The sequence below is a fragment of the Streptomyces sp. NBC_00448 genome (assembly GCF_036014115.1).
GTDB lineage: Bacteria > Actinomycetota > Actinomycetes > Streptomycetales > Streptomycetaceae > Actinacidiphila.
In genome coordinates, this window is sequence record NZ_CP107913.1 from 8,638,902 (window position 1) to 8,664,648 (window position 25,747).

At 73.2% G+C, this 25,747-nt stretch carries 19 protein-coding genes and 1 pseudogene; 8 read left to right on the forward strand and 12 right to left on the reverse strand.

Translation table 11 applies throughout. The features are described from left to right. Positions 1–545 precede the first annotated feature (545 nt). On the forward strand, positions 546–1,247 hold the full coding sequence (locus tag OG370_RS37095; RefSeq protein WP_328472179.1) for a TetR/AcrR family transcriptional regulator: 702 nt from the start codon (positions 546–548) through the stop codon (positions 1,245–1,247). Positions 1,248–1,271: 24 nt separating this feature from the next. On the opposite strand, the gene OG370_RS37100 is transcribed toward OG370_RS37095, so the two are convergent. Continuing rightward, positions 1,272–2,348, reverse strand: a complete 1,077-nt coding sequence (locus tag OG370_RS37100) for an ATP-dependent DNA ligase (protein ID WP_328472181.1) — start codon at positions 2,346–2,348, stop codon at positions 1,272–1,274. Between the two features lie 130 nt (positions 2,349–2,478). On the opposite strand from OG370_RS37100, the gene ligD reads away from it, so the two are divergent. Next, entirely contained in the window at positions 2,479–3,498 is a 1,020-nt protein-coding gene (gene ligD, locus OG370_RS37105) for a non-homologous end-joining DNA ligase (RefSeq protein WP_328472183.1), read from the forward strand. Positions 3,499–3,624: 126 nt separating this feature from the next. On the opposite strand, the gene OG370_RS37110 is transcribed toward ligD, so the two are convergent. Further along, the gene (locus OG370_RS37110; protein ID WP_328472185.1) at positions 3,625–5,529 is read right to left on the reverse strand and encodes a glycoside hydrolase family 35 protein; all 1,905 of its coding nucleotides are present in this window, start codon (positions 5,527–5,529) and stop codon (positions 3,625–3,627) included. 279 nt (positions 5,530–5,808) lie between these two features. Here OG370_RS37110 and OG370_RS37115 point away from each other — a divergent pair, with 279 nt between their 5' ends. Together OG370_RS37115 and OG370_RS37120 are read left to right on the forward strand one after the other, a co-directional pair. Then, positions 5,809–6,840, forward strand: coding sequence for a LacI family DNA-binding transcriptional regulator (locus OG370_RS37115; protein WP_328472187.1), 1,032 nt, complete (start codon positions 5,809–5,811; stop codon positions 6,838–6,840). 305 nt (positions 6,841–7,145) lie between these two features. Further along, a complete protein-coding gene (locus OG370_RS37120; RefSeq protein WP_328472189.1) occupies positions 7,146–11,717 on the forward strand; it encodes an endo-alpha-N-acetylgalactosaminidase family protein in 4,572 nt (1,523 codons plus the stop codon). A gap of 112 nt (positions 11,718–11,829) precedes the next feature. Here OG370_RS37120 and OG370_RS37125 read toward each other — a convergent pair whose 3' ends face one another. Genes OG370_RS37125 through OG370_RS37135 form a run of 3 tightly spaced genes read right to left on the reverse strand, consistent with a single transcriptional unit; the run spans position 11,830 to position 13,807 of the window. Next, entirely contained in the window at positions 11,830–12,714 is an 885-nt protein-coding gene (locus OG370_RS37125) for a MauE/DoxX family redox-associated membrane protein (RefSeq protein WP_328472191.1), read from the reverse strand. Positions 12,715–12,725: 11 nt separating this feature from the next. Further along, positions 12,726–13,358 carry a cell wall protein gene (locus OG370_RS37130; protein ID WP_328472193.1) on the reverse strand — a complete coding sequence of 211 codons (633 nt, stop codon included), beginning with the start codon at positions 13,356–13,358 and terminating at the stop codon, positions 12,726–12,728. A 26-nt stretch (positions 13,359–13,384) separates the two neighbouring features. Then, positions 13,385–13,807, reverse strand: coding sequence for a hypothetical protein (locus OG370_RS37135; protein ID WP_328472195.1), 423 nt, complete (start codon positions 13,805–13,807; stop codon positions 13,385–13,387). 479 nt (positions 13,808–14,286) lie between these two features. On the opposite strand from OG370_RS37135, the gene OG370_RS37140 reads away from it, so the two are divergent. Continuing rightward, positions 14,287–15,360: a GlxA family transcriptional regulator gene (locus tag OG370_RS37140; protein WP_328472197.1), complete on the forward strand. Its 1,074-nt coding sequence runs from the start codon at positions 14,287–14,289 to the stop codon at positions 15,358–15,360. A 225-nt stretch (positions 15,361–15,585) separates the two neighbouring features. Further along, the gene (locus tag OG370_RS37145) at positions 15,586–16,206 is read left to right on the forward strand and encodes a DJ-1/PfpI family protein (protein WP_328472200.1); all 621 of its coding nucleotides are present in this window, start codon (positions 15,586–15,588) and stop codon (positions 16,204–16,206) included. A 263-nt stretch (positions 16,207–16,469) separates the two neighbouring features. Here the strand turns inward: OG370_RS37145 and OG370_RS37150 are convergent. Beyond that, positions 16,470–16,937 (reverse strand): annotated as a pseudogene (locus OG370_RS37150) (Lrp/AsnC family transcriptional regulator); the annotation flags it as partial. 250 nt (positions 16,938–17,187) lie between these two features. On the opposite strand from OG370_RS37150, the gene OG370_RS37155 reads away from it, so the two are divergent. Then, positions 17,188–18,987, forward strand: coding sequence for a hypothetical protein (locus OG370_RS37155; protein ID WP_328472202.1), 1,800 nt, complete (start codon positions 17,188–17,190; stop codon positions 18,985–18,987). Between the two features lie 153 nt (positions 18,988–19,140). Next, positions 19,141–20,181 (forward strand): lactonase family protein, encoded by a 1,041-nt coding sequence (locus OG370_RS37160; RefSeq protein ID WP_328472204.1) that lies wholly within the window; start codon positions 19,141–19,143, stop codon positions 20,179–20,181. A 159-nt stretch (positions 20,182–20,340) separates the two neighbouring features. Here OG370_RS37160 and OG370_RS37165 read toward each other — a convergent pair whose 3' ends face one another. The 6 genes from OG370_RS37165 to OG370_RS37190 form a co-directional block, all read right to left on the reverse strand. After that, complete coding sequence (locus OG370_RS37165; protein WP_328472206.1) at positions 20,341–21,234, reverse strand: sirohydrochlorin chelatase; 894 nt, start codon at positions 21,232–21,234, stop codon at positions 20,341–20,343. 136 nt (positions 21,235–21,370) lie between these two features. Beyond that, entirely contained in the window at positions 21,371–22,429 is a 1,059-nt protein-coding gene (locus tag OG370_RS37170; RefSeq protein ID WP_328472208.1) for an N-acetylglucosamine kinase, read from the reverse strand. A gap of 3 nt (positions 22,430–22,432) precedes the next feature. Further along, on the reverse strand, positions 22,433–23,284 hold the full coding sequence (locus tag OG370_RS37175; RefSeq protein WP_328472210.1) for a phospholipid scramblase-related protein: 852 nt from the start codon (positions 23,282–23,284) through the stop codon (positions 22,433–22,435). A 26-nt stretch (positions 23,285–23,310) separates the two neighbouring features. Then, the gene (locus tag OG370_RS37180; RefSeq protein WP_328472212.1) at positions 23,311–23,988 is read right to left on the reverse strand and encodes a uracil-DNA glycosylase; all 678 of its coding nucleotides are present in this window, start codon (positions 23,986–23,988) and stop codon (positions 23,311–23,313) included. Positions 23,989–24,084: 96 nt separating this feature from the next. Next, a complete protein-coding gene (locus OG370_RS37185; RefSeq protein ID WP_328472214.1) occupies positions 24,085–24,738 on the reverse strand; it encodes a TetR/AcrR family transcriptional regulator in 654 nt (217 codons plus the stop codon). Positions 24,739–24,877: 139 nt separating this feature from the next. Beyond that, on the reverse strand, positions 24,878–25,681 hold the full coding sequence (locus tag OG370_RS37190) for an HAD family hydrolase (protein WP_328472216.1): 804 nt from the start codon (positions 25,679–25,681) through the stop codon (positions 24,878–24,880). Positions 25,682–25,747 lie beyond the last annotated feature (66 nt).

Consider the following 25,747-nt stretch of genomic DNA (forward strand, 5'->3'; position numbering starts at 1 on the left):
CTCGGGAATGGCTATCGGAATCGGGTCGGAATGTTATGCGGTGGCGGGGAGAAGGGGGCTTCGGCTCGCCGCGTGTTCCTGGGCCGAACGCCCCTTGTCCGCCCTGTACGGGAACGGGAAAAGGTGCCGGACGACGGCCGGCCGGGGGACCGGAGCCCACCGCGGAGCGCCACGCGGAGAAATTCCGCCACCTCGGTTCGCCGGGCTCGGCGGTTTTTCCGACGACCCTCGCCCGACCCTGTTCCGGCGCCCGGAATTCCCCCCGGTCGCCCGATCGCCGGCCGCCCCCGGGGGTCCGCGCGCCGCCGTCCGAGGGGTGCGCGGAGGGGTCCGCGGGCCGCGCCGGCCCCTCGGGAGATCGGCTCGACGCCAGGTGGGCGGGGGCGCGGGCCGGTTCGCGGCGTGCGGTCGCGTCCCGGGCCACGCCCTCGCTCACCTCGGCTTTTCGTCCGGCAAAGCGGCTTCTTCACCAGCAGCCACATGCGTTCCTACGAATTGCGCGCAGTGTGTAATACATACGTCTGATCCAGAGCTACAGTTGGACCATGGGACATCGCGAGGAACTGCTCAAAGGCGCCAAGCACTGCCTGTATGAAAAGGGTTACGCCCGGACTACGGCACGTGACATTGTGGCGGCGTCCGGCACCAATCTTGCTTCCATCGGCTACCACTACGGGACAAAGGAAGTCCTGCTGCGCGCCGCCCTGATCAGGGCGATGAACGAGTGGGGCAGCGAGATGCTGCGCGCGCTTCCGGCCGAGGCCCCCGCGTCCGAGGACCCGCTGGAGCGCTTCGAGTCCACCTGGACGCGGATGATCGAACTGTTTCCGGACAACAGCCGCCTGTGGCGAGTGAGCTTCGAGGTCTTCGCACAGATCCCGCACGACGAGGAGCTCCGCAAGACGATCGCGGGGGCCCTGCCGGACGCCCACGAGGCGATCGCCGAGCTCTTCCAGGGCGTCGACAGCGCCGCGGACGAGAAGTCGGCGCAGCTGGTCGGCATGTTCCACCAGGCCCTGCTCACGGGCGTGCTGGCGCTGTGGCTCATCGATCCGGAGCAGGCCCCCACCGGTCGCGACCTCGCCGAGGCGCTGCGCATCGTCGCCGGCGGCCCGGCCGCGTCCACGCAGGGGGCATCCGGCGCGGAGCCGTCCCGTGAGAAGTCCGAAACCGCCCAGGAACAGGAGGAGGGCACCCACGAGGACAGCGCGGCACCCGGGGCCGGCGCGGAGCCCGTACAGCCCTGAGCCCGCGCGGCTCGGGCCCGGCGCTCAGCCGGTCGGCCCGCCGCCGCCCAGCACCTGCGCCAGGTCGTAGGAGACGGGCTCCTCCAGTTGCGCGTACGTGCAACTGTCCGGGGTCCGGTCCGGGCGCCAGCGGCGGAACTGGGCGGTGTGCCGGAAACGGTCGCCCTGCATGTGGTCGTAGGCCACCTCCAGGACGCGCTCCGGGCGCAACGGCACCCAGGAGAGGTCCTTCTTGCCCGTCCAGCGGCTGGGCCCGCCCGGCAGCCGGCCGGCGGACTGCGCCTCCTCGCTGGCCCACTCCTGCCAGGGGTGGCCCTCGACCGACTCCATCCGCAGCGGCGCCAGTTCCTCCATGAGGGCCGCGCGCCGGGCCATCGGGAAGGACGCGCAGACCCCGACGTGCTGGAGCCGGCCGTCCGCGTCGTACAGGCCCAGCAGCAGCGAGCCGACCACCGGCCCGCTCTTGTGCGGCCGCAGCCCCGCCACCACGCAGTCCGCGGTCCGCTCGTGCTTGACCTTGACCATGGACCGCGCCCCCGGCCGGTACGGCAGTTCGTGCGGCTTGGCGACCACGCCGTCCAGGCCCGCGCCCTCGAACTGCGCGAACCACTCCCGCGCGACGGCGAGGTCGTCGGTGGCGGGAGTGACGTGCACGGGGGCCGCCGCGTCGCGCAGCGCGAGCAGCAGCGCCTCGCGCCGTTCGCGCTGGGGGGCCGCCACCAGCGAGGTGTCGTCCAGCGCCAGCAGGTCGAACGCGACGAAGCTCGCCGGCGTGACCTCCGCCAGATGGCGCACCCGGGAGTCGGCGGGGTGGATGCGCTCCAGCAGCGCGTCGAAGTCCAGCCGGCCGTCCCGCGCGATCACGATCTCCCCGTCCAGCACGCAGCGTGCGGGCACCTGCTCGCGCAGCGCCTCGACCAGTTCGGGGAAGTAGCGGGTCAGCGGCTTGCCCGAGCGGCTGCCCAGCTCGACCTCGTCGCCGTCACGGAAGACGATCGCCCGGAAGCCGTCCCACTTCGGCTCGTACAGCATCCCCGGCGGGACGGCCGCCGCCGACTTCGCCAGCATCGGCCGCACCGGCGGCATCACGGGAAGGTCCATGCCGGGATTCTCCGCCGCACCGCGGCCGGGCGCCCGCCGAGTGACGATGAGGGGGAGACCCGGCCCGCGCGCGTGAGGCGGCTCCCGCGCCGACGGGCGATCCGCGGCGAGGCGGCCTAGCGTGAGGGGCATGGCAGAGGCGCTGGAACTCACGGTCGGCGAGCGCACGGTCCGCGTGTCCAACCCGAACAAGGTGTACTTCCCGGAGCGCGGCTTCACCAAGGCCGACGTCGTCCACTACTACCTGAGCGTCGGGGACGGCATCCTGCGCGTCCTGCGGGACCGGCCCACCACCCTGGAGCGCTACCCCGACGGCGTCGGCGGCGAGTCGTTCTTCCAGAAGCGCGCGCCCAAGAACCTGCCCGATTGGATTCCGACCGGCCGCATCTCCTTCCCCAGCGGGCGTCACGCCGACGAGATCTGCCCCACCGAGACCGCCGCCGTCGCCTGGGCGGCCAACCTCGGCTGCCTCACCTTCCACCCCTGGCCGGTGCGCCGCGACGACACCGAGCACCCCGACGAGCTGCGCATCGACCTCGACCCGCAGCCGGGCACCGACTACGCCGACGCGGTGCGCGCCGCCCACGAACTGCGCGACGTGCTCGACGGGCTGGGCCTGACCGGCTGGCCCAAGACCTCCGGCGGCCGGGGCCTGCACGTCTTCGTGCCGATCGCCCCCGAGTGGACCTTCGTCCAGGTCCGCCGCTCGGCCATCGCGATCGCCCGCGAACTGGAGCGGCGCGACCCGGCGCACGTCACCACCGCCTGGTGGAAGGAGGAGCGCGGCGCGAAGATCTTCGTCGACTACAACCAGACCGCCCGCGACCGCACCATCGCCAGCGCCTACTCGGTACGGCCCCGCCCGCAGGCCCCCGTCTCCGCACCGCTGCGCTGGGACGAGCTGGACAGCGCGGTGCCCGCCGACTTCGACCTCGCCACCATGCCGGGCCGGTACGCCGAGGTCGGCGACCTGCACGCCGACATGGAGGAGCACGCCTTCCGGCTCGACGCCGCCCTGGAGCTGGCCGCGCGCGACGAGGCCGAGCACGGGCTGGGCGACCTGCCCTATCCGCCGGACCACCCGAAGATGGCGGGCGAGCCGAAGCGGGTGCAGCCGAGCCGCGCGAAGAAGGAGAAGCAAGGAGAGTAAGAAGAAGGGGACGCGGAAGGAAGCGTGGGCGCCGGAAGGCACCGACGCGGAGCGGCCGGGGGAGCGCGGTGGGGGTGACCCGGGCCCGGAGGCACCGGGACCCGGGTCACGTCATGGGGGCGGGCCTCAGTCGAAGGTCTCCACGAACTCCTGCGGCGGGCCCAGCTCCGGCCGGTCGCGCAGCTCGATCCGGTCGCCGAAGCGCTCCAGTTCGAGCACCGTCACGGTGTTGCCGCCCGCGGCCAGCAGCGGCGCGGGCACGTACAGCGTCAGTTGCGGACCGATCTCCCAATAGCGGCCCAGCAGCGTGCCGTTGACCCAGGCGAAGCCCTTGCCGAAGCCGGGGAAGGCGAGGAAGGTGTCGGCGGGCCGCGGCACGCTGAACGACGCGACGGCGAAGCCCGCGCCGCCCGAGGGCGGGGCCGCGTCCGGCGCGATCCGCACGTCGTCCGGCGACCATTCGTCCAGCGGGAGTTCGCACATCTCCCAGCCGTGCACCAGCCGCCGCTCGACGCGGACCCCGCCGAGGATGCCCTTGCCCTGGCCCAGCAGCGGGCCGTAGTTGATCCGGCCCTGGTTCTCCACCAGCAGTTCGAGCCGGACCCGCTGCCCGGTGCCCTCGACGGCCAGCGAGCCGGTCTCCTGGTCGATCACGCCCAACGGCACCCCGTCGGCGAAGACCTGCGCCCGGTCGTGCAGTCCGGTCACCGTCAACTCGCAGCTGCCGTGCGGCAGTCGCGGCCACGCCCGGTACAGCACCAAGCCGGAGGGCTGCCCCAGCTCCTCGAAGCTCATCGGGTACGGCGAGCGCACCGCCGTGGACATCGCGGCGAGCCCGCCGAGCAGACCCGCGCCCTGCCGCACCGGCAGGTCGCGCGGGGCGAGCAGTTCGGCCGGCGGCGGCAGCGGGCGATCCCGTACCTCGGACGCCGCGGCGCCGTCCTGCGTCCCGGCGGCCACCGCCCGCAGCCGCTCCCGCAGCGCGAAGAACTTCGCCCCGACCGCGCCGTGTTCGGCGATCGGCGCGTCGGAGTCATAGCTGGTGACGGTCGGCTGGAAGCGGGTGCCGTCATGGTTGGCGCCCGCCCACAGGCCGAAGTTGGTGCCGCCGTGCGCCATGTAGAGGCTCACCGAGCCGCCCTCGTCCAGGATCTCGCCGAGCGCGCCCGCCGCGCTGTCGGCCGAGCGGACGTGGTGCGGGTCGCCCCAGTGGTCGAACCAGCCGTTCCAGAACTCGGCGCAGACGAACGGCTCGTCGGCCCGGCGCTCGCGCAGCAGCCGCGCCGCCTGCCCGGCCCGCGAGCCGAACGTCGCGGTGGTCAGCACCCCTGGCAGCGAACCGCCGTCCTGCATCAGCTCGGTCGGGCCGTCCGCCGTGCACAGCAACTCGCTGATCCCGCGATCCACCAGCGCGTCCCGCAGCCACTCCAGATAGTCGGTGTCGTCGCCGTAGCTGCCGTACTCGTTCTCCACCTGCACGGCGACCACCGGCCCGTCGTACGCCGCCTGCGCCGCCGCGATCTTCGGCACCACGACGTCGAACCAGCGCGCCACCTCGTCCAGGAACAGCCGCTGCGAGGTGCGCGGCCGCAGCCCGGGCATGCCGGTCAGCCACGAGGGCAGCCCGCCGTTGTCCCACTCCGCGCAGATGTACGGGCCCGGGCGGACGATCACGTCCAGGCCGGCGTCCTGCGCGAGGTCGAGGAACCGTGCGAGGTCGCGCGGACCGTCGAAGCGGGGCGCCGACCGGCGCGGCTGGTGGAAGTTCCACGGAACGTACGTGTCCACGGTGTTGAGGCCCAGCGCGGCCAACCGGGCCAGCCGGTCCGCCCATTGAGCCGGGTGCACCCGGAAGTAGTGCAGCGACCCGGCGAGTATCCGGTGCGGCTCGCCGTCCCGCAGGAGTTCGCCCCGCGGGTAGGACAGGATCGGGGCGGGTGGCTGCGCCGGGCTCCCGACCGGGACCACGGCGGCCGTCGCGTCCCGCTGATCGGCAGTGTCCCGCTGATCGGCGTCCACGCCCACCGCCATCCCGCGGAATGATACCGATACCGTCCGGTCCACCGCCGACTTCGCCATGCTCGCTCCCTAGTGACGTGCTCACGGGTGGAGCAACCTCGGGGGAACTGTTGCACAGGATGATATCGATGCCAAGCCCGGCCCGTGCCGGGTGCCTGGCGGCCCCTGGGCGGCCCCTCTCCGGGGCCAGGGTGCCCTTCGCGGGCGGCGGCCACCCCCGAGGGGCGCTCGGCCGCACGGGAGGGTGGCGGATGGGACCGTTATCATCGAGGGGAGGAGCGGAAGGGGCCCATGGAGAAGCAGAGCGGGCGCGAGAGCGTACGGCCGCCGGGGATGACGGACGTCGCGCGGGTCGCGGGAGTGTCCGCGCAGACGGTCTCCCGGGCGCTGGCCGGGCACCCTAACGTGCAGGAGAAGACCCGGGCGAAGGTGCTGGCCGCGGTGGAGCAGCTCGGCTACCGGCGGAACAACGCCGCCCGCATGCTCTCCTCGGGCCGCAGCCGCACCATCGGCGTGGTCACCCTGCAGACCAGCTTCTACTCGCGTACCGCGCTCACCTCGGGGATCGAGCACGCCGCGCAGGCCGCCGGGTACGCGGTGAGCACCGCCACCACCGCGTCGCTGGACACCTCCGCGATCGAGGGTGCGCTGCAGCGGCTGGCCGACCAGCACGTGGAGGGCGTGATCCTCGCGGTGCCCCTCATCCATGTCTCGCGGCAGATCGAGCAGTTGACCGGTGCGGTGCCCACCATCACCATCGACGGCTCGCGCACCTCGGCGACTGAGGTGGTCGCCGTCGACCAGTCGCTCGCCGCGCGGCTCGCGACGCGGCACCTGCTCGACCTGGGCCACGAGACGGTGTGGCACGTGTCCGGGCCCGGGCAGTGGCTGGACGCGGCGAGCCGCGCGGCCGGCTGGCGGGCCGAGCTGGAGGCCGCCGGGCGTACGGTCCCGCCGGAGCTGGCGGGGGACTGGTCGCCCGCGTCCGGCTACCGCAACGGCCTGATCCTGGGCCGCATCCCCGACGTCACCGCGGTGTTCGTGGCGAGCGACGAGATGGCGTTCGGCGTGATCAGGGCGCTGCACGAACTCGGGCGCGGGGTGCCGGACGACATCTCCGTGGTCGGGGTCGACGACATCGCGCTCGCCGAGTACTGCTCGCCCTCGCTGACCACGGTCGCGCAGCCGTTCGCTGAGATGGGGGCGCTCGCGGTGGCGCACCTGGTCCGCGCGATCGCCGAGCCGGGCGCCGCTCCCGAACCCGCTTCCGTGGAGCCCACGTTGGTGGTCCGCGCGAGCACTGCTCCCGTCAGGGTGCGCTGACCCTCCGGGGTGGTGGGTGCTGTCGGTTGAGGGACCACCCGCCGGTGGTGGGTCGGCCGCGCCGTTCCCCGCGCCCCTTTTGCCGACCTGAGTGCCCCGTCCTGCCCGTCGAGGGACCACCTACCGGTGGTGGGTTACGCGCGCCGTTCCCCGCGCCCCCTTTCCGGCTGGACCGGGTGCTCATCGGGTGTGTGCGGCGATATCAGGCTTGCTCGCTTGGTTCACAGGCTCTGGTGTTATCGATGCCATCGCGGCTACAGTCGGCACCACTTTCGGCTCTCTCCCAGCCCTAGGCGGTAGTTGGCATGACCTCGAGCCCACCCCGTTCACCGCGTCGCAGACGTAGCCGGCGGCTTGCGACCGCGGTCGCGTTCCTCGCCTCGCTGACGTTGCTGTCGGTCGGCGTGACCCCCGCGCTGGCGGCGGCGCCGGCCGCGCTGGCGGCCGCGGACCCCGGCACACCCATCGACCCGGGCCAGTACAGCCTGGTCGGCGCCGACTCGCAGTCGCCGGCGTATCCGGCGCCGCCGGCGCTGGACGGCACCGCGCTCGCGGCGTTCGACGACGACACCGGCACGCAGTGGACCGTCGCCTACGACGTCGTGAACGGGGCCGGCGTCGCCAAGACGCCGATGCCGCACTGGCTCACCGTCGACGTGGGCGGGTCGTTCACCCTCACCGGCCTCGACTACTCCGTGAAGAAGCAGGACAACGGCCCGGTCAAGGACTTCAAGGTCTACGTCACCGACGACCCGGCCGTCGCGAAGGACCCGAAGGGCGACTGGGGCGCACCCGCCGCCACGGGGTCGTTCCACCAGCCCACCGCCGACACCGAGGTGCAGACGGTCGCGTTCGACAAGCCGGTCAAGGGCCGTTACGTCAGGTTCGAGGCGGACAGCGCGGTCAACGGCAGCGACAACGCGTCCGTCTCCGAGCTGCGGGTGCGCGCGACCGGCGACACCACGCCCGCGCCGGTGACGCCGCCGCCCCCGGCGCACCCCGCCACCCCGGTGACCCTGTCGCGCGGCGGGCTGAAGGTCCAGGTGGCCAAGGAGTTCCCGCAGGTCGTGTCGTACGTGATGGACGGCGGCACGCTCGGCGGGCAGCCGTCGGTGCTGGACACGTTCGACATCAACGGCAAGGCGCACACCGCGACCACCGCGACGCGCGTCACGGGCGACACCGCGACGTACACCTCCACCTTCGCCGACCTGCCGAACGTCACCATCACCTCGGCGATCACCGTGACCGCGAAGAAGACCGTGGTGTTCGAGGTGAAGAAGATCGCCGGCAGTGCGGCCCGCACCGTGGACGAGCTGTCGATCCCGGACCAGTCGCTGGTGTCGGTCGACACCTCCGACCCGCACGCGAACCTGGCCCGTACCAGGATCTCCACCGACTCCACCACGACCGCCGACCAGTTCATCGCGGTCACCGGTGCCACCACGCCGGACGCGGCGTCGGTCGGCACCCCCTACGGCTTCGTCGCCGACTCCCGGCTGTCCGCAGGGCTGCTCACCGACGCCACCGACGACGCCGCGCAGGACAACAACGACAACGGCAACACCCGGCTCCAGTCGCGGATCGTGGACGCGGGCGGCGGCGCCCGGCGCGCGGAGCTGTCGGTCGGCAACTACACCTACGCGGCCAAGGGCGCGACCGACCCGCGGGTGGCGACGTACACGCTGCCGAAGACCACGGTGGTGCTGGCCGGGGACGCCAACGGCGACGGCCAGGTGACCTGGGAGGACGGCGCGATCGCCTACCGGAACGCGATGACGCGCCCGCTGGGCGCGGACCGGGTCCCGGAACGCGTGGTGCAGCACATCCCGTTCAACTTCGCCAGCGAGGCGACCAACCCGTTCCTGAAGACGCTCGACAACGTCAAGCGGATCTCGCTCGCCACCGACGACCTCGGCCAGTGGGTGCTGGAGAAGGGCTACGCCAACGAGGGCCACGACTCCGGGCACCCGGACTACGGCGGCGACTACAACGTGCGGGCCGGCGGTTTGAGCGACCTCGACCAACTCGCCGCCCAGGGCGCGAAGTACAACGCCGACCTGGCCGTGCACGTCAACGTCACCGAGGCGTACCCGCAGGCGAAGCACTTCAGCTCCGGCCTGGTCCAGGGCCAGGTCAACGGCTGGGACTGGCTCAACCAGTCGTACCACATCGACCAGCGCACCGACCTGGGCAGCGGCGCGATCCTCGACCGCTTCAAGGAGCTGCGCAAGGAAGCGCCCGGCATCAAGACCGTCTACATCGACGCCTACTACTCCAGCGGCTGGCTCGCCGACGAACTCGCCACCCAGTTGCACAAGATGGGCTTCGAGGTCGCCAGCGAGTGGGCGTACAAGTTCGAGGGCGAGTCGATCTGGTCGCACTGGGCCAGCGACAAGAACTACGGCGGCCCCACCAACAAGGGCATCAACTCCAACATCGTCCGCTTCATCGGCAACACCGACCGTGACGTGTGGAACGTCGACCCGCTGCTCGGCGGCTCCGACATCAAGGAGTTCGAGGGCTGGACCGGCCAGGACGACTGGAACGCCTTCTACAGCAACATCTTCACCGAGAACCTGCCCACCAAGTTCCTCCAGCACTACCAGGTGACCGGCTGGGACTTCGGGAAGTCCGCCCGGCTCACCGGCGGGGTCGGCGTCGCGATGACCGACGGGGTGCGGCAGATCACCATGGGCGGCGCCCTCGTCCTGAAGGGCGACAGCTACCTGCTGCCGTGGGGCGAGGCCAAGGGCGGCGACGGCACCTCCTCGCCGAGCGACGCCGACAAGATGTACGCCTTCAGCGCGTCGGGCGGCACCCACACCTTCGGGCTCACCGCGCAGTTCGCCCGCGACCGGCACTTCACCCTCTACCGGCTCACCGACACCGGCCGGGTCAAGGCCGCCGACATCACCCCGTCCGGTGGCCAGGTCACCCTGACCACCACCAAGAACCAGCCGTACGTCCTGGTGCCGACCGGCGGCAAGGCCCCGCACACGGACGTGGACTACGGCCAGGGCAGCGGCCTGTCCGACCCGGGCTTCAACGCGGGCGACCTGACCGCCTGGCACCCGACCGGCGGCGCGGCCGTCGCGCGCACCACCAACGGCGACAACGTCGCCCGCCTCGGCACCGGCGCCGCGTCCGGCATCTCCCAGCAGGTCAAGGGACTGAAGGCCGGGAAGACCTACACGCTCAGCGCCGACGTCGAGATCGCCAAGGGGCAGCGGCGCGCCGTCACCCTCGGCGTCAGCGGCGGCAAGCAGCCCGCCGCGAACACCTTCGACACCACACCCGCGCCCAACGAGGTCGCGGCCGACGCCAAGGAGGGGACGTACGCCCAGCGCGCCTCGGTCACCTTCACCGCACCGCCCGGCGGCCGGGTCACCGTCGCCATCGGCGCCGCCGCGGGCGACGCGGCGGTCACCCTGGACGACGTGCGGCTGATGGCCGACAGCACCGTCCCGCTGCCCAAGGCCGGCAGCAAGGCGGACGGCGGCACCCTCGTCGCGAGCGAGGACTTCGAGGGGAACCAGCCCGGCTGGGGCCCCTTCGTGAAGGGCGACGCGGGAGGCGTCACCGACCCGCGCACCAGCATCAGCGACCTGCACGCGCCCTACAGCCAGAAGACCTGGAAGAACACCTACGCCCCCTACAACTCCGGCACCCTCAAGGGTCAGGCGGTGGACGACGTCATCGGCGGCGACCACTCGCTGAAGGCCCACGAGGAGAACACCGGACTGGTCTACCGCACCGTGCCGGCGACCGTGCCGTTCACCGCCGGGCACCAGTACCGGGTGTCGTTCAGGTACCAGACCAACGTGGACGGGCAGTGGGCCTGGGTGACGGGCGCCGACACCGTCGGCGGCGGCAAGGTCACGTCGAAGGACGTCACCCGCGACACCCTCGACCCGGCGCTGGACACCGCCACCTACAGCAAGGACATCGTGGCCGGGTGCGGTGACACCTGGGTGGGCCTGCGCAAGCTCGGCGGGGCTTCCGGCACGGACTTCGTGCTGGACGACTTCACCGTCACCGACCTCGGCCCCTCGGCCACCGGGCCGGCCTGCGCGAGCGTCACGGTGCCGCCCACCGCGGAGTTGAGCCCCGGGGTGCCGAGCGAGTACGCCACCACCTTCACCAACAGCGAGACCACCGACGCCACCGGTGTGCGGATGACGCTCGACGGGCTGCCCGCCGGCTGGACCGCCGAAGTGGAGAAGCAGGGCGGCAACGCCTTCGCGGCCGTCAAGCCCGGCGCGAGCGCGACCACCACCTGGCTGATCACCGCGCCGGCCGGTGCGGCGGGCACCTCGGCGAGCTGGAAGGCCACCGCCTCCTACACCAACGGCGGCGCCACCAAGACCGTCGCCACCGACGCCAAGGCGACGGTCGCCTCCCGCGCGCTGCTCTCGCCCGGCTCCATGACCGCCACCGCCGACTCCGAGAACCTCTCCTCCGACCCGACCGAAGGCCCGGTCGCCAACGTGCTCGACGGCGACCCCGGCACCATCTGGCACACCGACTACACCAACTCGGAGGCGCCCTACCCGCACTGGGTCACCCTGAAGCTGTCCGGACCCGCCGACGTCGACGGCTTCGGCTACCTCGACCGCCAGAGCGGCGGCCTCAACGGCCGGATCGGTGACTACGAGATCGCGGTCTCCGACGACGGCACCACCTGGCAGACCGTCACCCACGGCACCCTCGTGGACTCCCCGCAGACGCAGCAGATCAACTTCACCCCGGTCAGGGCCTCCTACGTCCGCTTCACCGGGCTGAACGCGCTCAACGGCCTGCCGTTCGCGGCCGCCGCCGAGATGCGGGTCTACGGGTCGTACGCCAACCCGCCGGTGGGCTACCCGCCGCAGTAGGGCGGACGCACGGAAACCGGGGTGGCCGCTCTTCACGGAGAGCGGCCACCCCGGGCGCGGTTCCGGCAGCCGCGGTTCGCCCGGGGCGCGGGTCCCGCGAGGGCGGGCCGGGTCAGGCCATCCGCAGCGGCTTGTGCAGCCCGGACAGCTCCAGCAGGTCCACCGGCACGACCTCCTGGGTGCGGTCGTCGATCACCGACACCCGCACCGCGGGGCTCGGGTTCGCGTCCCTGGTCGCCTGGTCGTCCAGCGCGAACAGCACGTTCACCGGCCGCGCGCCGCCCGCGTCGTGGTGCACGCCGGCGAACCGCAGCACCCGCCAGCCCTCGTCGTCCCAGGAGTCCAGGAGCGCGGAACGGACGATCGGCGCCGACGCCTGCCAGGCGAGCGAGCGCTCCAGCAGTTCCACCGACGCCTCGACGGGCACCCAGCCGCGCGGGCCGGCCGGCAGCGGAGTGCCGAAGACCCGCAGCCGCAGCCGCCGCAGCGGCATCCACACCCGGTCCAGGTCGGTGGACAGGGCGAGCAGGCCCGCCGCGGCCACCGCGGCCACCAGCACCGACCAGCCCGGGTCCCGGGCCAGCCGCGACCACCAGGCGGTGCCCGCGAAGGCCGCGGCCACCCCGCCGGCCAGCACCGCGCCGGCCCGCAGGAACGAGCGCACGCCGATCGGACCCTCGTCACGGGCGCTGCAACCGCAGGAGGACTGCGGCGCGGTCGCCTTCGCATAGCCGAGGTAGCCGGTGAAGCCCGCCCCGAGCAGCGCGGTGGCCGCGCCGGGCAGGAGCGTGCCGGGGGCGGCCAGCAGGCCCGCGGCCACCACGAGTTCGACGGCCCCCACCGCGCGCAGCGCGAACGCCGCCCGGTGGCCGTTGCCGAGCACCCGCACGAGTACGGTGTTCGCCGCCACCTGCGCGGTGCGCCGGCCCAGCAGCTTGGCCGCGCCGCTCACCGCGAGCAGCACACCGCACACCAGGGGAGCGAGGTCGAGGATCATCGCGCCGCTCCTCAATGGCCGACCGTGACGCGGGCGATGTCCACCGAGTCGTCCGCGGGCCGCCAGGCGCCGAGCACCTGCGCCGACTGCCCGATCCGCACCCGGGACAGGTCCGGTGTGAGCGACCCGCCGAGGTAGGACGCGGTGGTCGTCCGGGGCACGATCCGGCCCACCACGGCGTGGTTGCCGTCGCCGTGCGTGAGGTGCAGGCGGTCCTTGGCGATGCCCCGGATCGTGCAGAACAGGTTCACGATGTTCACCCACACCGCGTCGGCGGCGATGGTGCCGTCGGGCATGTCGACGCCCCGCGCGTACAGGCCGTCGCCGACCTCGATCGCGTCGGCGGTGGTGGTGTGCAGCTTCCAGACGCTGGTGGCGTTGGTGAGCTGGATCAGGTGCCGGTCGCCGTACGAGCCGGCGACTTCGAGCACGGTGCCCTTGATGGCGGTGATTCGTCCCTCGGCGAACGCCGACTTGGCGATCGCGGGGTCGAGGGAGGGGGACGGCGCGGCGAACGCGGCGTCCGCGTCGAGTCCACCGAGCGCGGAGGCGCCCACGATGGTGGCGCCGCCGAGCGCGGCGGTGGTCAGGAAGCGCCTGCGGTCGAACCCGGAACGGGCCCTGGGGTCCTGGCGGTTGCTCATGTCGGTGCTCCTCCTGCCGGGTCGGGTCACTCGTAGATGTAGACCGGCAGCAGGCCGGAGCTGAGACTGCCGATCGCGGAGAAGGCCGCCGGGGTCAGGTCGATCACGCGGTTGGTGCGGCAGGCGCCGTTGCAGCAGGTGGCCTCGCCGCAGAAGCTGTGGGTGCTCGGGCCGCAGTCGGAGATCGTGACGCAGACCTGGGCGCCGGAGCACTGGTGCTTGACGTTCATCACCGAACCGCAGCCGCGCTGCGGAAGGCCCTCGCCGCACAGGTCGGGCCGGGTGATGTTGAAGCACGCCTGGCTGGCGTAGGGCCAGGCGGCCTGGTTGGAGCTGGACTGGCAGGTGCCGCAGGCGCCGGTGCCGGCGCTGCCGCAGGGGCCCCAGGAGCTGCCGCAGCAGAACCAGGAGGTCTCACCTGCCCAGAGGCTGGTCGATCCGCAAGCCATGTCGGGTTCCCTTCGCTGATGTCGAAATGTCGAGATGTCCTGTGCATGACAACTCGGGATACGGGGTGGGGTTCGCGGGAGTTCGGGAGGAGTTCAGGGTGCGACGTACGGGGTGCGATGCGCGGGGTGTGACGTACGGGGTGCGATGCGCGGGGTGCGGCGTACGAGGTGCGACGTGCGAAACGCGGTCTGCGACGTACGGTCTGCGACGTGCCCGGGGTGTGGCGTGCCCGCGGTGTCTCGTGGAGCCGCACGCGACGCGGCGCTGCGCGCGTGGGCCCCGGGATCGGGCGCCTCCGGCTGTGCCGGGTGGGGACGTTGGGGCTGCAGTGCGGTGGGGCACGGCCATGATGCGCGCTTCTACGCGCGTCCGCCAGAGGGCGGACGCGCGTAGATGGTTTCCCGGTGCACCGACGGTGGCCGGAATCGTCATAACCCTGTCCTTGCCGCCATTCCCGGCCCACGCCCAGGATGGTGACGTGACCAGCCGCCGCATCGTCTTCGCCGTCTACCCGGACTTCCAGATCCTGGATCTGACCGGGCCGCACGAGGTGTTCACGAGCGCCGGACGGATAGCCGCCGCGGCGGGCGGAGGGGCGGCGGACCCCCGCGTGGGTGACGGCGCGGACCGGACGGTGATCGAGGTCGTGGCCGCCGGGGCCGGCCCGGTCGCGTCGAGCGGCGGCCTCGCGGTGACCCCGACGCTGCCCGCCGCGCGAGCCGGCGGCCCGGTGGACACGCTCGTCGCGGTCGGCGGACCCGGTGTCCGACGAGCCTGCCGGGAAAGGGAGTTCGTCGAGTGGTTCGCGGCCACCGCGCGCACCGCCCGGCGTACCGCGTCCGTGTGCAGCGGCGCCTTCCTGCTCGCCGAGGCCGGGCTGCTCGACGGGCGCCGGGCCGTCACCCACTGGTCGGTCTGCGCCGAACTGGCCGAGCGCTACCCGGCCGTCACGGTCGACCCCGACCCGATCTTCGTCCGCGACGGCGACGTGTGGACGTCGGCCGGGGTCACCGCGGGCATCGACCTCGCGCTCGCCATGGTCGAGGCGGACCACGGCCCCGACGTGTCCAGGACGATCGCCCGTCACCTGGTGATGTTCGTGCAACGCCCGGGCGGGCAGGCCCAGTTCAGTACCCAGCTCGCGGCGCAGCGCCCGGACAGGTCGCCGCTGCGGGAGGTGCTCGACTGGATCGCGGACCACCTCTGCGACGACCTCGCGGTGCCCGCGCTCGCCGCCCGCGCCGGGATGAGCGAGCGCAACTTCACCCGCGTCTTCCGCGCCGAGACCGGCCGCACCCCGGGGGCGTACGTCGAGGGCGCCCGGATCGAGGCCGCGCGCCGGCTGCTGGAGTCCACCGGCGCCACGCTCGACGGCGTGGCCCGCAGATGCGGATTCGGCACGGTCGAGACGCTGCACCGCAGCTTCAAGCGGCGGGTCCGGGTCACCCCGGGGGAGTACCGACGGCACTTCTCCGCGCCCGCGCCGGCGCTCACCCCCGTACTCGCCCCCGCGACCGCGGGCCCGGCCGCGGTCGCCGAACCGCCCCGGTAGCCGGCCGGATCGGTGCCCTGGGCGCCTTCCGGCCACTCGCCCGGGCTCGGCGTACCCACGGGACCCCTGACCCCCAACTGCCCCTTTTCTGCCCAGGAGTCGATGAACCGACCGCATATCAGGTCGACAAACCGACACGCCCGTACAGCGACACGTACCGGCCCTCAAGGGTCCGGAACGGCGTCGGACACGCCCGAAAACGATCACTCCCGAAAGGTTCCGCCCGTGCGAATCGTCGTTCCGGTCTTCGACGGCTTCACCTCGCTCGACGCCATCGGCCCCTACGAGTTGCTGCGGATGCTGCCCGGAGCGGAGGTGGTCTTCGCCGCGCGGTCCACCGCCCCGGTCACCGATGACGCCGGCTGGCTGACCGTGATCCCGTCCGCCACGCTCGACGCGACGGCGTCGGCCGACGTGCTGCTCGTGCCCGGCGGCCCCGGCGCGTCCCGCAACCTCGGCAACGAGGCGCTGCTGGAGTGGATTCGCCGCATCCACGCCACCACCCGGTGGACCACGTCGGTGTGCACCGGCTCGCTGCTGCTGGGCGCCGCCGGGCTGCTGGACGGGCTGACGGCCACCACGCACTGGAGCGCGGCCGGGAAACTGGCCTCCTTCGGCGCCACCTACACCGAGCAGCGGGTGGTGGAGCAGCCCGGGGGAATCATCACCTCGGCGGGCGTCTCCTCCGGGATCGACATGGCGCTGCGGCTCGCCGAACTCGCCGCGGGCCGGGTCGCCGCCGAGGCGTTCCAGCTCGCCATCGAGTACGACCCGCAGCCGCCGTTCGACTCCGGCGCGCTGTCCAAGGCGTCCCAGGAGGCGAAGGACTACCTCGCGGCGCGCTGAGCCGCGGGCGCGTGGGACGCTGCCCCGCCGTGCCACCCGCCCTGCGGGCGCGGCGCCGATGGGGCACCGGGTGCGGGGGAGGCGGAGCGCGCGGCCGGAGCGGAGGCCGACGGGCCCGCGCCCTCGTCCGTAGCTGCGTTCGTACCTGCGTCCGTAGCCGGACCCTCGTCCGTACCCGGGTCCGGCTCCCGATCGGCGTCGGACCCCGCCCCGTCCGCCTCCTGCCCCTCCGGCAGCCGCGGTTCGGCGGCCCGCAGCCGTTCGGCCGCCCGCTCCACCGTCTCCACCAGCGGCAGCACCCGCTCGGCCACGCGCTCCCGCAACGCGATCTCGGTGCGGGTCCTGACCACCCCCGGCAGCCGTATCAGCCGCTGGATGATGTCCTCCAGGTGCGCGTTGTCGCGGGCCACGACCCGGGCCAGCAGGTCGCCGCCGCCGGTGATCGAGAACGCCTCGATGATCTCGGCCACCACCGCCAACTCGGAGCCGATCTCGTCGAGATGGCCCTGCGCGACCTCGATCCGGACGAACGCCAGCACCGGGTGGCCGAGGGCCGCGGGCGAGACCCGCGGACCGGCGGTGGTGATCACGCCGTCGCGCTCCATGCGGTCCAGCCGCGCCTGGAGGGTGCCGCGGGCGACGCCGAGGATACGGGCGTACTCGCGGACGCTGGTACGCGGCTGCTGAAGGAGCAGCCGCAGGATACGGGCGTCCAGGGCGTCGACGGGCATGGGCCGGTGGTCCCCTCACGGCTGTGTTCTTGGCATATTCACCGTACCGACGGGTCGTCGGCCGACGATCATTTCGAGCCACCGCCATGGCCGACGGAAAAGTCGCGCCGGAAGGGAACCGGCGGACCACCGGCGGAATCTTCATATTCACGGGCACGAACCGGGCCGTGCGCATAGGCTCCGGCCACACCCGGGCGCGATCACGCGCGCCCGGCGATGTCGACGGTGACCGAGGGTGGGGGAGTTCGCGGTGTCTTGGGATGGGCAGAACGGGGCCGGTGGCGGCGGTGGTTACGGTGCGCCGCCACCCGGCGGCGCGGGAGGCCCCGGTGGTCCGGGCGGTCCCGGCAACCCGCCGGGAAGCGGCTACGGCAGCCCCGGCGGCTACGGCGCGCCGCCACCCGTCCCGCCGGTCCCGCCGGCTCCGCCCACCGCCGGCGGCTACGGTGGCTACGGCGCCCCGGCGGGCGGCTTCGGCCCGCCCGGCAGTGGCCCCGGCGGATATCCGCCACCCCCGCCGCCCGCGCCCCCCGCCGCGCCCAAACCGCCCGCCGACGCGCTGCGAGCCGTCGCCGTGGGGCTGCTCAACCTCAGCGGCCTCGGCCTCGGTTACGCCTTCATGCGCCGCTGGCTGGGCCTGGCGATCTGCCTGATCGCCACCGCCGCGCTGGTGGTCGTCGCGCTGCCGGCCAAGCCGGACGGCGTCTCCGGCGGCGTCCTCGCCGGCTATCTGGCCTTCCTGGTGCTGGCCGCCGCACACGGCGCGTGGCGCGGCCTGCGCACCCGCCTGTCGTGGCCGCCGCTCGCACCGGTCGCGGTCCTGGTCGGCCTGGTGCTGCTGGCCGTGCCGGCCGGCGGCGTGGTCCTCTACGACAACGCACGGGACAACGCGACGCAGAAGATGCTGCTGGACCGCCTCGCCGCGGCCGACAGCAAGGTGACCGCCGCCAAGGGCAAGGACTTCTCGTCCGCCCAGCCCGCGTACAAGTCGGCCCTCGCCTCCTACGGCGACCTCAAGAAGCACCACTCCGGCTCCAAGGCCGCCAAGTTGGTGCCCGACCGGCTGCAGACGTTCTACTCGACGGTCGCCGCGCCGTTCGACCAGCAGCAGTACTGCGACGCCATACCCCCGCTGAAGTACCTGCGCACCGTGCCCGACTCGTTCGGCAAGGACGGCGTCGGCTCGCTGGCCACCTGGCCCGACGACAAGCTGGCGACGTCGCTGTACGAGTGCGGGGTCGCCGACCTGCAGAGCACCGACCAGTCCACCTCCTCCGGCGGCGACGAGAACGACCTGGGCGAACTGCTCACCACCTTCCCGCAGTCGCCGCAGGCCGCGAAGGTGGAACCGGCGGTCAGCTCCACCATCGACAAGGCGGCCAAGGCGATCGGCGGCAGCGACCCCTGCGGCGCCACCCAGAAGGTCACCGGCCTCGGCTCCTTCGCCACCACCCTCTCCGGCAAGGCGCACGGCAGCGCCGCGGCGGCCCTGGCCAAGGACTCCTCGCGTGCAGGGAGCCATGTGGAGTCGGGTACGTACGCGTGCGGCGTGCACCAGTACAAGTCCGGTGACTTCGACACGGCGCTCACCACGATGAACGACTTCACCGGCAAGTACCCGCACGACAAGAACAACGCGCTGGCCCACAAGTTCGCCATCGCCGCGGAGATCGCCAAGGAGGAGGCCCCGGCCGGCAAGCACGTGCCCACGATGGCCTCCGGCGGGAGCATCAAACTGATCGTCAGCAACGACAGCCCTGACCCGGTGCAGATCCTCTACACCGGCAAGGTCACCGGCAGCTTCACCCTCAAGGCGTGCGGGAGTTGCCACGCCTACTCCAGTGAGGCCGGCGCGCAGGGCAGCGCCTGCCAGGCCAGCGGCAAGCACTACCCGGAGAAGACCATCTACCTGCCGACCGGCACCGTCTACTTCCTGCACAAGCCGTCGGGCGATTCGGGCGCCACCTCGCACGCGGACTCCGAGACGCTGCGTTCGGGCAGTTACTACACGGACTGCGCCTACACCGTGTCGTCCTACGGCGGTTTCTGACCGTCCACGGAACGGAATCCGACCCCCGGGGCGCCCGACGGCGTCGCCCCGGGGGTCCGTCGTGCCCCCACCGGGTGACCCGGGGGCGACGCCGACCGCCGCAGGTACTACTCTCAGCCGCCGTACAGGTGTCAGTCGGAAGAGGTACGGCAAGTGGCCGCACATGCATACATCGGGTCGTTCACGTCGGCGGGCGGGCACGGGCTCACCGCCGCCGAGGTCGACCCGGGCACGGGCGCGCTGACCGCGCTCGGCCACACCGCCGAGGTGCGGAACCCGTCCTTCCTCACCGCGTCCGCCGACGGGGGCACGCTCTACGCGGTCGGCGAGACCGACCCGGACGGCACGGCCGCCGCGTTCTCGCTGGCCGACCCGGCCGCCCCCAAGCTGCTGGGCGACCCCGTGCCGGTCCGCGGCGGCGCGCCGACGCACCTGGCGCTGCACCACGGCCACCTGGTGACCGCCAACTACGCGGCGCCCGGCAGCGTGAGCGTGCTGGGCGTCGAGGACGGCGGCGCGCTGGGCGCGGTCCGGTGCGTCCTGGCGCACGAGGGCGACGGGCCGAACCCGCAGCGCCAGGAGGCCCCGCACGCGCACGCGGTGCTGCCCGACCCCAGCGGCCGCTGGCTGCTCAGCGTGGACCTCGGCACGGACTCGGTACGGGTCTGCGAGCTCGACCCGGCCACCGGCGAGCTGGAGGTCGAGCGGGAACTCGGCCTGCGCTCCGGCATCGGCCCGCGCCACCTCACCTTCCACCCCGGCGGCGGCCACGCCTACGTGATGAACGAGCTCGACTCGGTCGTCACCGTCTGCCGTTGGGACGCCGACAAGGGCAGCCTCCGGCCGCTCGCCGAGACGCGGGTGCTGCCCGACGGCGTCAAGGGCGACAACTACCCCTCGGAGCTGGTGGTCTCGCCCGGCGGCCGGTTCGCCTGGGCCGCCAACCGCGGGCACGACAGCATCGCGGTGCTCGGCATCGACGAGACCGGCGAGCAGCTCGAACTCCTCGACACCGTGAGCTGCGGCGGCGCCTGGCCGCGCCACCTCACCCTCGACCCGTCCGGCACCCGCCTGTACGCCGCCAACGAGCACTCCGGCGACGTGAGCTGGTTCGACGTCGACCCGGCCACCGGCATCCCGAAGCAGACGGGTTCGCTGGCACTGCCCGCGGTGTCCTGCGTGCTGTTCGTCTGACCGGCGGTCGGTCTGACCGGTGGTCGGTCCGTCCGCCGGTGCGCGAGCGCCCGCGCAGGTGCCTCCTGGAGCGGCGCGGGCGCCCCCTCGGCTGTCCGAGGAGGCGCCCGCGCCGTTCGCCTCCCAGCGGCCCCGTGACGGGCGGCAGGGGAGCCCCTGTCACTGCTGCTGAGCGCCGCCCTGCTGCACCGGCTGGAGCGCGATGCCCAGCGCCGTCGCGTACTGCGTCACCACGAGCTTGCCGACCGCCGGGTACGGCCCGAGCGCGTCGGCGCCCGAGCAGCCCGCCTCCGCGGCCGCGGTGTGCAGGAGCTGCGGGGCGATCTCCGGGCCGATCAGGCACGGTGCGAGCGCCAGCGTGGAGGAGCCCGAGGACCGCAACTGCTCGGCGGTGCCCGCGATCGCGCCGTCCACGTCCAACGCGGCGGCCAGCACCGGCACCGCGAGCCGCGCGGCCAGCAGCAGCCCGGTGACGCCGGCGGCCTGCGCCGCCTCCTCGCCGCCCACCGTGGCCAGGATGATGCCGTCGGCCGCCGTGGCGACCGTGAACAGCCGGGCGCGGTCGGCGCGGGCCAGGCCCGCCTCCGACAGCCGGACGTGCAGCGCCTCGGCGAGCAGCGGGTGCGGGCCGAGCACGTCGGTCAGCTCCACCTGCGCCTTGCTGTCCACCATCGCCTGCTTGATCCGGCGCAGCACGGCCGCCTCGGGGCCGGCCAGCAGCGGCACCACGACCGCCGAGGTGTCCTCTCCGGGCCGTTCGACCGCCACCTGGTCCAGCACGCCCCGCAGCGACGGGAACTCGTCCAGGTCGCCGTCCTCGCCGTCCACGAAGGCGATCCGGGGGTCGAGCCCGGACAGCTCGGAGCGCGCGATGCTCACGACCTCCTCGGCCAGGCTGAGCGCCGCTGCGGTCGGGGTGCCCGGCACGGCGAGGACCAGCACCGGCGAGCCCTCGGGCGCGCTGAGCGCCTCCGGGCGGCGGTGTCGTCCCGGCTGGCGCGGACGCGGCATTCGAACGGGGAGGCCGGAGGCGGGCCCTGTGGCATTGCTCATGGCGACGCATGCTAACGCCTTGCGCCACCTGCTTGTTCGCCCGGGTGCGAAGGAGGTCAGACCTGTCCAGAAGTGTCCGTTTCACCGGTCACGTTCGGTCAGTGGGCGAGCCCGACCGGTACGGGCGGCGCCGGCCTCACGCGCCCGGGCGGTCCGTCACCGTGAGCAGCCCCGGGTCGAGCGGCAGGGTGAGGTGGCCGTGGTGGGTGGCGCCGGCGATCAGCACCGCGCCGTCCAGCGGGTCGCCCGCCGCCGGCACGAGCGTGGCGCCGGGCAGCAGTTCGGCCGCAAGTTCCCGCAGCGGCCCCAGCAGCGGCTCGCCCGTCCTGAACAGCCCGCCGGCCAGCGCCACGTCCACCGGGCCGGTGCCGGGTCGTACGGCGGCGGCCGACTCCAGGATGTGCCGCGCCGCCTGCCGCAGGATTCCGGCGGCCACCGGGTCGTCGCCCGCGTGGAGCGCCACCTGCGGCGCGAACGAGGCGAGCACCGCCGCCCGGTCCGGCCGCGGGTAGAGCCGGCCCGGCATCGCGTCCAGCGGCCCGAACTGCTTCTCGGCCGCGGCCAGCAGCGCCGGCGAGCCGCCGGCCCGCCCGTCGTGGGCGCGCATCGCCGCGTCCAGGCCGGCCCGGCCGATCCAGGCGCCGCCGCCGGCGTCGCCCAGCAGATGGCCCCAGCCGTCCGCGCGGCGCCAACCGCCGTCGTCGGCCGAGGTGCCGAGCGCGATCATGCCGGTGCCCGCGGCCACGACCACGCCGGGGCGCAGGCCGAGCGCGCCCGCGTACGCCGTCACGGCGTCGCCGGCCAGCGCCAGGCGCCGTACCCCGAAGGCGTCGGCGAGGGCGTCCGGCAGGCGGTCCCGCAGGTCGTCGCCGAGGGTGGCCATCCCGGCCGCGCCGACGCAGGCGGCCGCGATCCGCCGCGCCCCGGCGGCGGCCATCAGCCCCTCGACGAGCGGCAGGACGCGCTCCAGCAGGCTCGCCGCGTCGATGCCGCGCGGCCCGGTGACGGCGGGGCGGTCGGCGGCGGCCACGGTCGCCACGGAGGTGTCCACGGTGACGGGCGTCCGCGCATGGTCCGCCGACCCCGTGGGGCCGGTGACCGCGTCGGCGGGCGCGAGGGCCACCCGCACGCCGGAGCCGCCGGAGTCGACGCCCAGCACCCAGGAGGGGCCGGTGTCGGAGGAGGAGTGCCGCACGCCTCAGCCGAGCCCGCGCGAGTCCTGCTTGAGCGCGGTGTCCACGGTGAGCGCGGACGCCACGACCATGCTCAGCAGCGGGTCGGCGAGCTGCCGGTGGATCTGCAGCACGTAGTTGTCGGCCGTGGTGAACATCGTCTTGGCCAGACCTTCCCAGGTCTTGGTGATCCGGCCGATCTCGGTGTCGGTGTGGTCCACGATGGCGAAGTTCCAGGCCCGCCAGTTCTCGGCCTTGATCGCGCCTATCTGCTGGCCGTTGTACATGAAGCCGAACTTGATCTTGCCGAAGGCGTTCTGCTGGACGATCTCGCCCAGCGGCTCGCCGTTGGCGCGGTGCACCAGCACCTTGGACTTGATGAACTTCGCCGGGCGGGTGAGCACCAGGTGCGGCTGGCCCTGGGCGTCCCGCACCTCCAGCTTGTGGGTGAGGAACTGGTCCACGCTGGAGACGAACCGCAGCACCTTCTTGGCGGTGCTCTGGCCGACCTCCACCACCGAGCCCAGGGTGCGGCCGTTCTGGTCGAAGACGGTGTACTCGTTGACCAGCTCGATCAGCTTGGCCTTCTGGTTCACCACGAGCACCGGCTCGGTGAACAGGGTGCCGCCGCCGTAGCCGGGCGACATCACACCGGCCTGGCCCTGGACCTGGTGCTGGATCTTCGCCGGGTCGGGCGCGCGGCTGACGTCCAGCTCCCAGGCGTTGCCGCCCTCCTGCTTGGGCGCGCCCTGCTGGCCCGGGACCTGGCCGGGGTTGGTGTGCTCGGTCCACTGGGCGCCGTCCCAGTACCGGAGCAGATTCGGAGTGCCCTGCGGGTCGGCGTACCAGCCGGCCGGGGTGTTGGAGTGCGTCGTCACCCGGGCAGACTACCGTGGGGCGCGGCTCAGGGCAGTTGCCAGTTCACCGGTTGGGCGCCCTGCTGCGCCAGCAGATCGTTGGCGCGGCTGAAGGGGCGCGACCCGAAGAAGCCCCGGTCCGCCGACATCGGCGACGGGTGCGCGGACTCGATCGCGGGCAGCTCGCCCAGCAGCGGCCGCGCGTTGCGCGCGTCGCGGCCCCACAGGATCGACACCAGCGGCCGGCCGCGGCCGGCCAGCGCCCTGATCGCCTGCTCGGTCACCTGCTCCCACCCCTTGTCGCGGTGCGCGGCCGGGCGGCGCGGCGCCGTGGTCAGCGCCCTGTTGAGCAGCAGCACGCCCTGCTGCGTCCAGGGCGTCAGGTCGCCGTTGGACGGCCGGGGGGCGCCGATGTCGCCGTGCATCTCGCGGAAGATGTTCTCCAGGCTGCCCGGCAGCGGCCGTACGTCCGGCGCCACCGAGAAGCTCAGGCCGACCGCGTGCCCCGGTGTCGGATACGGGTCCTGGCCGACGATCAGCACCTTCACCTCGTCGAAGGGCTGCTGGAACGCGCGCAGCACGTTCGCCCCCGACGGCAGGTAGGTGCGGCCGGCGGCGATCTCGGCCCGGAGGAAGTCCCCCATCGCCGCGATCCGGTCCGCCACGGGTTCGAGCGCCTTCGCCCAGCCCGCCTCGACGATTTCGTGCAACGGTCGCGCAGTCACGGTCCGTCACTCTACTGGCTCAACAGCCGTGCCGCGTACCGGAGTCCGCGATCAAGGTCCCAGGTGCCGGGCCCGTTCCCAGGTGCCGGGCCCGGGTCAGGAGCCCTCGACGGCGCGGGCGGTCCCGGACCGGTCCTGCTGGTCGCGCGGGTCCTGCGGGCAAGGCGGCGAGCCCGCCTGCCAGTTCAGGCCGTACCGCTGGAACAGCTCCGCCCGCAGCCGGGCCACCGGCATCGGCGCCCCCGGCAGCAGCAGGGCCACGGTCGCGCCCATCAGCAGCGCCCGCAGCAGCCGGTACTCCTCCTGCGGCGCCTGTGCGCCCCACCGCGTCACCGCCAACTCCAGCAGCGCCGCCAGCCGCTGCTGCTCCGGGCACTGGATGAAGCCCTCGTCCGCGAGTATCTGGGCCATGTGGATGCGCATCAGCTTGGTGTGCGTGACGGTCAGCCCGAGGATGGCGTCGATCGCCCGCGCCAGCACCTCGTCGCCTTCGGCCGGGGCCGGCTCCGCCTCCAGCGCCGCGGTCAGCTCCTGGTTCATCAACCGGTGCACCGCGGACTGCACCAGCGCGCGCTTGCCCGAGTAGTAGTACGACACCAGGCCGCGGGCGGAACCGGCCCGCCGCGTGATGTCGGCCAGCGTCGTGGCCTCGTAGCCGCGCTCCTCGACCAGTTCGACGGTCGCCTGCAGGAGGCGATCGATCGAACGCTGACGCATCGCTTCATTGACCGATGCGCTACGAGGGGACATGATGAACTCCTGCGTTGACTGGCTGCGAGCCAATATACTCAACGCGGCTCGCCGGGCCAGATGGATGGCGGGTGTACGGGGATCGGGCGCCGGCTCCGGCGACACGGGGGATCGCCGGAGCAGGCGCCCGATGTACTCCCTACGGCTCGTCCCGCTCCGGCTCCCGGTGAGCGCTTTCCGTACCGTCCGGCTCCGTACCGTCCGGCTCCGTACCGTCCGGCGGGTCCAGCACGGCGAGCAGCGCGTCGGGCCGGTCCGCGACCGGCAGCGGGTCCACCAGCAGGAACCGGCAGCCCAGGGCCGCCGCGCCGCCGTCGGCCGCCGCGTTGTCCCCGACCATCACCGCTTCCCGCACCGCGTCGCCGGTGACGCCGAGCGCCTCCAGCGCCACCTGGAACAGCCGCGGGTCCGGCTTCTGCACCTCGTACTCGTAGCTGAGCACGAAGGCGTCGATGTCGTCCGCCACGCCGTGCACCCGGAAGATCGGGCGCAGGTCCCAGCCGATGTTGCTCACCACCGCCACCGGCACCCCGCGTTCGCGCAGGCCGGCCAGCACCTGAGCGGTGTCCGGATACGGCTGCCACGCCGCGGGGGTGCGGTGCCGTTCGTACAGCGCGTCGTGCACGTCCCACGGCAGCCCCGCCGCGCGGGACAGGGCCGTGTACGCCTCTCGGTGCAGCTCCGCGGTCAGGTCCCGCGCCTGCCACACCTCGACCAGGTCCGCCGGCACCACGGTGGGCGACTGCCCGCCGGGCTGCGCGCCGACCCGCTCCAACTCCTGTGCGTACTTGATGACTTCGTCGTCCGCGACCTCGATGCCCTCGGCCGCGAGCGCGCCCCTGAGCCATCGCTCGCAGGGCTCGATCCGGAACAGGGTGCCCGAGAAATCGAACATGACCGCCTTGATGGTGCCTCCCCGGTAGTGGTCGCTCGGCTCCAGCATTCCAGACGCGTTCCGGGGCGGTTCGGGTGCACGGTGTGTTTTCGGACGGCCGGGCCGGCGGGGCGG